At 38.3% G+C, this 9,927-nt stretch carries 9 protein-coding genes; 7 read left to right on the top strand and 2 right to left on the bottom strand.

What is annotated here, in order from left to right; all coding sequences use genetic code 11:
- Window positions 1–587 precede the first annotated feature (587 nt).
- The 3 genes from ACTH6U_RS18135 to ACTH6U_RS18145 all read left to right on the top strand — a co-directional run bounded on the left by ACTH6U_RS18135 (window position 588) and on the right by ACTH6U_RS18145 (window position 2,218).
- Window positions 588–764, top strand: a complete 177-nt coding sequence (locus ACTH6U_RS18135; protein WP_441832834.1) for a hypothetical protein — start codon at window positions 588–590, stop codon at window positions 762–764.
- A gap of 18 nt (window positions 765–782) precedes the next feature.
- Entirely contained in the window at window positions 783–1,655 is an 873-nt protein-coding gene (locus ACTH6U_RS18140) for a DMT family transporter (protein ID WP_294107697.1), read from the top strand.
- Between the two features lie 242 nt (window positions 1,656–1,897).
- On the top strand, window positions 1,898–2,218 hold the full coding sequence (locus ACTH6U_RS18145; RefSeq protein ID WP_294349568.1) for a hypothetical protein: 321 nt from the start codon (window positions 1,898–1,900) through the stop codon (window positions 2,216–2,218).
- A 90-nt stretch (window positions 2,219–2,308) separates the two neighbouring features.
- Here ACTH6U_RS18145 and ACTH6U_RS18150 read toward each other — a convergent pair whose 3' ends face one another.
- Complete coding sequence (locus ACTH6U_RS18150; RefSeq protein ID WP_441832835.1) at window positions 2,309–3,400, bottom strand: NADH:flavin oxidoreductase/NADH oxidase; 1,092 nt, start codon at window positions 3,398–3,400, stop codon at window positions 2,309–2,311.
- Window positions 3,401–3,997: 597 nt separating this feature from the next.
- On the opposite strand from ACTH6U_RS18150, the gene ACTH6U_RS18155 reads away from it, so the two are divergent.
- The 4 genes from ACTH6U_RS18155 to ACTH6U_RS18170 all read left to right on the top strand — a co-directional run bounded on the left by ACTH6U_RS18155 (window position 3,998) and on the right by ACTH6U_RS18170 (window position 8,547).
- Window positions 3,998–5,314, top strand: a complete 1,317-nt coding sequence (locus ACTH6U_RS18155; RefSeq protein WP_294107691.1) for a CitMHS family transporter — start codon at window positions 3,998–4,000, stop codon at window positions 5,312–5,314.
- A 349-nt stretch (window positions 5,315–5,663) separates the two neighbouring features.
- Window positions 5,664–6,482, top strand: a complete 819-nt coding sequence (locus ACTH6U_RS18160; RefSeq protein ID WP_294107689.1) for a VanW family protein — start codon at window positions 5,664–5,666, stop codon at window positions 6,480–6,482.
- 224 nt (window positions 6,483–6,706) lie between these two features.
- A complete protein-coding gene (locus ACTH6U_RS18165; RefSeq protein WP_441832836.1) occupies window positions 6,707–7,414 on the top strand; it encodes an RNA ligase family protein in 708 nt (235 codons plus the stop codon).
- On the top strand, window positions 7,414–8,547 hold the full coding sequence (locus ACTH6U_RS18170; protein WP_441832837.1) for an AAA family ATPase: 1,134 nt from the start codon (window positions 7,414–7,416) through the stop codon (window positions 8,545–8,547). Before ACTH6U_RS18165 ends, ACTH6U_RS18170 begins: the two co-directional genes overlap by 1 nt.
- Window positions 8,548–8,666: 119 nt before the next feature.
- On the opposite strand, the gene ACTH6U_RS18175 is transcribed toward ACTH6U_RS18170, so the two are convergent.
- A complete protein-coding gene (locus ACTH6U_RS18175) occupies window positions 8,667–9,725 on the bottom strand; it encodes a 4-oxalomesaconate tautomerase (protein ID WP_441832838.1) in 1,059 nt (352 codons plus the stop codon).
- Window positions 9,726–9,927: the final 202 nt, after the last annotated feature.

Below are 9,927 nucleotides of genomic sequence, written 5' to 3' on the forward strand. Positions count from 1 at the left end.
AAACTGACTAATAACAAGTCAAAACAATAGCTATAAATCGTAAAGAGGATTTTCATTAACATCAGCCGGTTTTTCAACTAGCCGGCTGATTATTGATGTTAGAATCAAAAACTATGGCTTAGTTTTGAACATCTCTACAAAAAACAGCTCTTGCCAAATAGTTTCTGGTTTTTACCTTTTTTGCTTGCTAGTAATAGAGTATTAAAATGATAAATATTTAATGAGTACTATGATGGCGCACACAATACTCGAAATGACCATAATATTACGCCACTCAATTACTTTTTGCGATCTCATTGCATGCCGCCATAATATATTGATTTCATCAACATGAGCATACTTTCGAGTACGGATGGTTGACTTAATTTGTCTGACCAGAGAAATATCAGACTGTGTTTGATTGGTATTGGTCATTATAGCTACCTACCTTTGAAATAACGATTAATTCAAATACTAAGCTTTCTAATTGATAGACTTAGCTGTTATGTCATGATTATCTCAGGATAGAAAAAAAGAAAAATTGACCAGCTTATAAGTGGATATCCTCATTTATCACTTGAAAAAGTATTTCTTAACGAAAAGGAGGGATGAATTCGCTGAATGAAAGTAAAAGTATCGCTGTTAAGAGGAAATTACCTTCATTTAAAGGTCTTATTTATCGAATTTTAGTTATAAATTTTTTTATGTTGTTCATGGGGAATAAAGACCAAAATATGATTGGTTTACCAACGAAAGCCAGTATGATGAAAGCCATTAAGCAGTAAAAATATTTAGAGGAAAAAATGTACTCACAAAGAAAAGCAGAATTATTCTTAGTGCTGACAACTATGATTGCCGCTTGGGGGTGGGTTTTTTCTCGTGAAGCTGTACAAGGAATGCCAATATTTGCTTTTTTAGGAACGCGATTTTTACTTGCTGCAATTATTTTATTACCGTTTTGTCGGGGTAAAGCAAATAAAGTTAGCCGCAAACAACTGCCTAAAATTGTGATGACTGGCGGTTGGATGGCACTAAATCTCGTATTATGGATCCATGCAGTTGCTATTACAGATTCATTAGGGGAAGGGGCTTTTATTATGAGCCTTGCTATGCTTTTTGTTCCTTTAGTGGCTTGGGTTATTCTTAAAAGCAAGCCAAGCCGATATTTTTGGGAAGCTTTACCTGTTGCGATTTTAGGGTTAGCGTGTCTAACTCTTTTTAAGGCTCAATTAGAATTTAAAGCTAGTCAATTATGGTTTCTTGGTGCAGCTATTGTTCAGGCGATTTATTTTTGCTACACCAGTTTATATACTCGCAGTGTCCCTATTCTACCTTTGACTGCTATGCAACTTGCCTGTACTGGAGTTGTTGGTTTAGTGTTATCGGCATTTTTAGAACAATGGCCTACAAATTTAACGACTCCTACAATTATGTGGTTTATTGCTAGTGTCGTTATAGCAACAAGCTTACGTTTTGTTTTGCAACTTATTGGCCAAAAAAATACGACTGCGGCTAATGCCGCAATTATTATGATTTTAGAGCCCGTGATGACTGTATTTGTAGCTGCTATTTGGTATCACGAAAGAATGCCATTTATTCAGATTGTTGGCTGTATTCTTATATTATTGGCACTTTTTTATTATCGCTGGCGTTCTTTTAATTCATCGTCTAAATAAGATGAGTTTGAAAAATAAGTGACAGGTAGCAGATTTTTTATATTAAAGACGCTATTATTAATAACATGGCATTGTGGTAGGGATATTAATCTTAATATGATGTTTTTATTTTAGATATTAAGATTAATGGTATTTCAAACATAATAAATACCCTAAATAATTTGAGTTGTAGTGAGTAAAGCGTGGTTTTTCACTTCACTGCTTAGTGACAACTTGAAGCATAAAGGGAGAATAGGCGTAAAATGAAAAAAATTGCACTAGTATTGGGTATGGCAGGTTTAATGACAGTTTTATCCGCATGTTCAGATGAAAAGTCAGAAATTGCAGAGTATAAAACCAACTTTGTAAACACTTGCGTTGTTGCATCAGGTAACCCACAAGGTGAAACTGCTAACGCTGTGACCGCAATCTGTGGTTGTGCCTATGATAAAACCATTGAAAAATATGGCTTAAAAGAATTTAAACGTATGGATAGTGAGTTGGCTAAATCAGGTACTGCGGTTCCGGAATTTCAACAGTCTATGATTGAATTTGTTCAACAATGTTCACAAAATTCACGTTAATAGAATTAAATATTTGAATATTTAATTCTTAAATTAGTTCAATTTAAACCGCAGCTTGCACTATTGAAAGGCTGCGGTTTTTATTTGCAGTTATTTAAATAAATTTTTAAATTGATGAGGAGCGCTACGTAAATATTGTGGTGCGACTTCAATTTGTTGATTGAGTACGGTTGCTGCACGCCATGGCCAGCGAGGCTCAAATAATATTCCTCGACCAATTGCGATAAAGCCGGCTTGGTGTGTGGCAATAATGGCTTCAGCTTGAAGAGGTTCGGTAATTAAACCGACCGCAATTACGGGCATCATGGTTTGCTCATGAATAGCTTGCGCTAGAGGTACTTGGTAATTAGGGCTTAATGGTATTTTTTGTTTGTCACAAAGACCACCAGAGGATACATGAACATAATCACAACCTAATTCTTCAAGTGATGTACTTAGCTCAATTGATTCAGGAACATCCCAGCCACCGTCAATCCAGTCTGTTGCTGAAATACGCACACCCACGGCAATATTAGGATCAATGGCTTCTCTTATTTCCTGATATACATCAAGTAATAAACGGCTACGGTTTACAAAGCTACCGCCATATTCATCTTGTCGCTTATTGGATATTGGTGATAAGAATTCATGCAATAAATATCCATGGGCTGCATGGATTTCGATTACATCAAATCCTGCTTGTTCTGCACGTTTAGCTGCGTCCACAAATTGTTGTTTTACTTCTAAGATTTCATCGACACTTAGTTCACGAGGAGGATGATTCTGTGCGAAAGAAAGCGCTGTAGGGGAAACTGTTTGCCAGCCATTTTTATCTGTAGCACTTAAGCTTTTGCCGCCAAACCAAGGTAAGTCGGTTGATGCTTTTCTACCTGCGTGAGCAATTTGGATACCAAGGCGTGTATCTGAAAACTGTTTGATACCCGTTAGCATCTTTTGCATCTCAGTCATTTGTTGATCGTTCCATATTCCTAAATCTTTATAGGTAATACGGCCAGCAGGTGTGATCGCACTGGCTTCCACGATGACTAGCGCAGCTCCTGATAACGCTAAGTTCATGTAGTGTGCATGATGCCAAGCAGTTGGCATTCCCTCGTCCGCAGAATATTGGCACATAGGGGGAATAATAATTCTATTTTTTAATAATACCTGACCAACAGACGCCGAGGAAAAAAGGTGACTCATTGTGTATTCCTTATCTGTAGATTTTAATAATCTCTTAAGTATACAAATTTTGATGAGTTTTTTTTGTGAGAAGGTGTGATATTTGATAGTTATTGTCTTTTTTCACTGAGTAGCAGATAAAAAATGCAAGTAGTTAAGTCTAAATTTGAGAAAAATAGCAAAAAGTATAATTTTCTGTGTGTTGTTATCGTATATCATGCGTTTTAGCTAAAATAAAATAGAAAAAATAAAATAATGTAGATAGTAATATTAAACAGGCACTGATAATCCAAGTGTTAATAATTAAAATAATAATAACCAAATCTAAATGGTGCTAATAATCACTAATGGTTTTAATGGTGCTAATAGCGTTTTAAACTGCTTTTTTATTTTAAAGGGTGATTTAAGTAATTGTAAATGACATGTTGCCATCGCAAAAAAATAAATTTCATCTTGCATGATTGTTGATAGGTTTATATAAGAAGAAATTGATATTTAACGAAAATAGAGTTTTACGATTTTAGTGTCCTGATGTCTAAAAGTAAGACATGTTGGATGTAAGTACTATTTTTAAAATCAATTCACCTGAAAAATATAATTCTAATAAGGAAGATAAATGTGTTGACGATTATTGGTATTTTAATCATTGTATCGATTGTGACTTTATTAATGATGGGGAAAGCAAGCCCTATTATTGCAATGTCTTGTATTCCATTTATCGGTGCCTTAGCCGCCGGTTATTCAATTCCAGAAATTTCCGTTTTCTTTGAGAGCGGTATTAATAAAGTTTCAAAAGTGGCAGCCATGTTTCTATTTGCCATTTTATTCTTTAGTTTAATGAAAGACCTTCATATTTTTGATCCACTGATCCGTATCATGGTTAAAATGACTCGAGGAAATGTCATTGTTGTTTGCATCATGACAACTTTGATTGCTGGGGTTGTACATTTAGATGGTTCGGGTGCGGCAACTTTTCTTATTATTATCCCAGCATTACTTCCGTTATATCGCCAGTTGGGTATGAGCCCTTATTTGATGTTGTTATTGATGTGCGCCAGTATGGGGATCATGAATATGGTGCCGTGGGGAGGCCCGCTAGGTCGAGCTTCTGCGGTAACAGGGATTGACGCATCCGTGCTGTGGCAGGGATTAATTCCGGTTCAAATTATTGGAATGGCTGGTGCAGTGGGGTTTGCTGCGATAATGGGAATACGAGAGAAAAGGCGGATTGCTGCCGCGGCGCAAAAAGGAACAACACCGTATCAAATGGATTCATTATTACCGCTCAGTGATGAAACAGCTGATTTGACCGATGTTATTCACAAACCTAAAAAACCACTGATTAATGGTGGTCTGATCATTGCTTCAGTTATCTGTTTAGCATTTGGATTATTATCAGCGCCTTATGTATTTATGATAGCGTTATCGATCGCGCTGTTAGTTAACTACCCTAATCCTAAAGACCAAATGAAAGTGCTATCGCAACATGCTCCGCAAGCCTTAGGAATGGTGGCAATCATTTTAGCCGCAGGGGCATTTTTGGGTATTCTATCTGACGGTGGGATGCTTAAATCTATCGCAACGGATTTAACGGCAATCTTACCTACTGAATGGATTTCAAAAATTCATATTTTCGTCGGTATACTCGGCGTCCCGATGGATATTTTCACCAGTACAGATGCCTATTATTTCGCACTGCTACCGATTATTCAGCAAATCGCGGCAACAGCAGGGGTGGACCCATCAGCGGTCGTATATGCCATGGCAATAGGCAATAACGCAGGGACATTTGTAAGCCCATTTTCTCCTGCAGCGTGGTTAGCAATGGGACTAGCAGGAATTGATATGGGAAGGCATTTGCGTTATTCGTTTGGATGGATTTGGGTGTTCAGCTTTTTTACACTGGCTGTTGGTGCTTTCCTCGGCCTCTACTAATTTGCTCGTTGTCTTTCAAACCGCAGCGTTGTTGGCTGCGGTTTTTCACCCTAGTCACATAGTTACCTATGCTCCCAGGGATGAAATCACTTGCCGCCTAGCTGCAATTTGAAATTCTTAGAGCAAAGATGGGAAAATTCAAAATTCAAAATTCAAAATTCAAAATTCAAAATTCAAAATTCAAAATTCAAAATAGGAGGATAGTAGGACAAACGTAATCGGCTAATTGCTAAGATGAATAATGTTTATCGGATAATTGATATTTTGATTGTTGGTTAAGTGTGGGATTATTCAGGGATTAGAGAGATGCAGATAATCTGTAACTTACCATCACTGATAAGGATGTTTCATGCGCCGGCCGCTATCGACATATCACCCAATACTTTATTGGCTACGGGTTCGGCAAAAACGATTTGTTCGCAGGTTACATTGGACATTTTCAACTAGGCAATATGCCCGAAAACGAGATGCACAGCGCTTGGAATATCGCTATAACAAGCACACGTCTAAACTTATTCGTAAATTGGGTAACTCAGATTTAAAACTTCAACATAATAAAGTGATTAACCTACGGATTGCTTCTGATGCAATGAATGGCATTGTTATTAGGCCGAAGGAATATTTCTCTTTTTGCCGCTTAGTGGGTAAGCCAAGTGCAAAACGAGGTTTTGTTGAAGGAATGGAATTGTCATTTGGTGAAGCGCGATCAGGTATTGGCGGCGGAATTTGTCAGCTTAGTAATTTAATCCACTGGATGATATTACATTCACCATTACAAGTGGTTGAGCGGGCAAATCATAGTTTTGATCCTTTCCCCGATGAAGGGCGGGTACTGCCATTTGGCTCAGGAGCCGCTATCTTCTATAACTATATTGATTTGGTTTTTTACAATCCAACTGAAACGACATTTCAACTGATTTTTAATATAGCAGAGCATCAACTTGAAGGTGAATTATTGTGCTCAGCACCTCGCGGTGTTAAATATCATATTCATCAGCAAAATCATAAATTCACACGAAAAAATGGTGTGGTTTATCGTCATAATGAAATTTGGCAAAAAGTGACGACAAAAGGGCAGGAACCCACTACGTTGCAAGATAAGTGCTTATATCGCAATAAGGTAGTTGTAAAATATCCTCTTGATGACAGTCAAATTAGTACTGAATAGATTGAAACGAATGTCAAATTAGGAATAAATTGATAGCCTTTCTCTTGACTATTGGTCTAAAATCTTCTCGATTTATTATTTCTTACTGTTTTTATTAAAAAACAAGCTTAAAGAGGCCGTAGCTCGGAACCAATATGTAATACCAACACTTGATTTCTCAATAATTCAACAAGCAAATCTTGCATAAGGTTTGTTGTTATTCCTATTTATGTAGAGAAAGCATAATGAATATGCAATCAAGAAAGTATGGTAGAACGTATCACTATCCGTTCTCACCCGGTACCACTAGTGACGATCGTATTAATCACGATTGGTGGTCACACATCCAAAATATTGAACAACTTGTTCATACTGAAAAACTTGATGGTGAAAATAATTGTCTGAATCGTCATGGCGTTTTTGCACGCTCTCATGGAGCACTTACGCAATCAGCGTGGAGTCAACAAATTCGCCAACGGTGGCAATTAATTAAAAACGATTTAGCGGATATTGAGCTATTTGGCGAAAACCTGTACGCGATACATTCTATTGAATATCAACATATTGAGGATTATTTCTATGTGTTTGCCGTTAGGCAGGGTAACTATTGGTTAAGCTGGGAAGAAGTGAAATTTTACGCAGCATTATTTGATTTTCCTACGGTACCACAGCTTACGCTTTCAATTGATAAACAGTTAGGCAAGCAAGAATACACAGGCTTATTAATGGATGCGGCATCATTAGATAGCCAATTCATTGCTAAAGATGCTCATACAGGGAAAGCTTGTAGCATGGAAGGTATCGTTACTCGTGATAGCCAAGGCTTTCACGTGGATAATTTTATACAACATATCTTTAAATATGTACGCAAAAACCATGTGAAAACAGATATTCACTGGAAACGCAATTGGCAGCGTGCGCCACTTGTGTTTGAACGCCAAGGAGGTCACTAATGACTTGGCAATTAATGGATAAACCTAGCTGGTTACACCTTGAGGCACAATTTGATTTTGTTCGTGATATGCAAGCGGTACCTCAAGATAGCCAACATCATGCGGAAGGTAATGTGGCTATTCATACCCAAATGGTATTAGCGGCCCTAGTGAATTTACCTGAATATCAACAGCTTCCATTATTACAGCAAAATATTGTTTGGGCAGCGGCATTATTACACGATGTAGAAAAACGCAGTACGACACGAGAAGATGAAAATGGGCGCATTATCTCTCCGGGACACGCTAAAAAAGGGGAGTTATCCGCGAGAAACATTCTTTTTCGACAAGCAGAAACACCATTTGCTATTCGTGAGAAAATTGCGGCACTTGTACGTTTTCATGGTTTACCATTATGGTTAATGGAAAAACCGGATCCAGAGCGGACATTATTTGCCGCCTCGTTACGCGTTGAAATGTCACTTTTATGTCTGTTAGCGAAAGCGGATGCTATTGGTCGAATATGTGAAGATCAGGGCGAGTTACTTTCCCGTATTGAGCTATTTGAACTTTTTTGTCGTGAAAACGGCTGCTGGGATCAACCAAAACAATTTGCTTCGTTAGCAGGACGTTTTAGTTATTTTCATTATCAACGTGGCACAACGGATTACGCACCTTTTGAAGAGCAAGGCAGTGAAGTGATTATGTTATGTGGCTTGCCAGGGATGGGTAAAGATCATTTTATTCAGAAGTTTTATCCGCAAACTTCAATGGTATGCCTTGATGATATTCGGCGGACGCACAAAATAAGTCCCACAGATAAAAACGCACAAGGATGGGTGGCTCAGCAAGGGAAGGATCAGGCAAAAATATTGTTGCGCGATAAACAAGATTTTATCTGGAATGCAACCTCATTAAGCGCTTCTTTAAGAGAACGAATGGTGAGTTTGTTTGCTCGTTATCAAGCAAAAATCCATTTGGTGTATCTTGAAGTACCTTACAAACAGTGGATGCAGCAAAATCGTCAGCGACAATATGCGGTACCTGATAATGCTATTGCACGAATGGCAGGTAAGCTCGAAGTACCAACGCCAGATGAAGCTCATCAGGTTTCGTATTATATTAATGGAGAATTTGTTACTTTATTTGAATAACAATAATGAATTGCTGAATTATTTGGCGAGTAGAGTGAATCGAGTATAGAAAAGTGAGAATAGCCTGTCTTGAATCTATTGAATAAGAGAAAATAGACAGGCTATTTATTGGTAATAAATTAAGGCACAAACACATCACCAACAAGCAATTTTCGAGCTGTTCGGATAATAGACGCTTGTACCCCTTCAGGGAAATTTCCCTTTTGAGTCAGAGATACCTCAAATTTACCGCTTAAATGTTCTATTGATATATTTTTTGTATCAACAGCCTTGATATCAATATATTGCTGAATAATGCTGTCCGGTAATAGTACTCCCATAGCAATGGCAATCGCGCCTGTAACCGCCAATGCGCCATGGCATTTATGAGGCATGAAATAACGCACATTAATGGTGCCACCATTGATGGCAGGAGAAACTAAAATCGGTTTTGGGATCACTTTTTTACTGACATCACCGAGACCCATCGCAATGCCAGCTTGCAATCGAATACTTTCAACTTGCTGCATAAATGCTTTATCTGCTTCAAGCTCAGCGGCAGTTTCATATCCGGTTTTATTTAACTGAGGGGCATCAATTAAGACGACAGGAACGGCCATATCAATACAACTTACATCGATACCATCAATAGAATCAATGACGTTACCAGTGGGTAATAATTTACCTGTTTTTGAGCCACAAGCATTTAGGAATGTCAGCGCTATTGGCGCAGAGCGACCAGGTACACCGGCAATCTCAGTCTCACCATCATATCGAACCTTACCATCAGGGGTTTGAACAGTGGAATGAACAAAAGTATCAGTATTTATATTGCGAATTCGAACCGTTGTTAAATCACCTGAAGTAGAAACTAAGCCTTGTTCAATAGCGAAAGGCCCAACAGCGCACAGCATATTACCGCAATTAGGCGCTGTATCGACAATACGCTCAGTAACCGCCACCTGTGCAAATAGATAATCAACATCAGCATCAGGATGAGTTGACTGACTAATAATCGCCACTTTACTTGTTTGCGGGCTACCACCGCCAATACCGTCAATTTGTAACGGATGGCCAGAACCCATAATGGCTAAAATAAGCTCATCACGTTCTGTAATATTATTAGGTAAAGAGTCAGCGAGTAGGAAGACACCTTTTGAGGTGCCGCCGCGCATTAAGGTGCAAGGAATTTTTTTCATAGTGTCCTTATTACTCTTCATATTTCAAGCTGTGGCGTTGTTGGCTGCGCTTGCTAACCCTAGTCACATACTTATGTATGCTCCTAGGAATTAGCGTCACTTGCCGCCTAGCCACAACTCGAACTATTTTGAGTAGGCTACTTATTCTATTTCAAGCTGTGGCGTTGTTGGCTGCGCTTGCTAACCCTAGTCACATACTTAT

This window comes from Providencia sp. (assembly GCF_052096715.1).
GTDB lineage: Bacteria > Pseudomonadota > Gammaproteobacteria > Enterobacterales > Enterobacteriaceae > Providencia.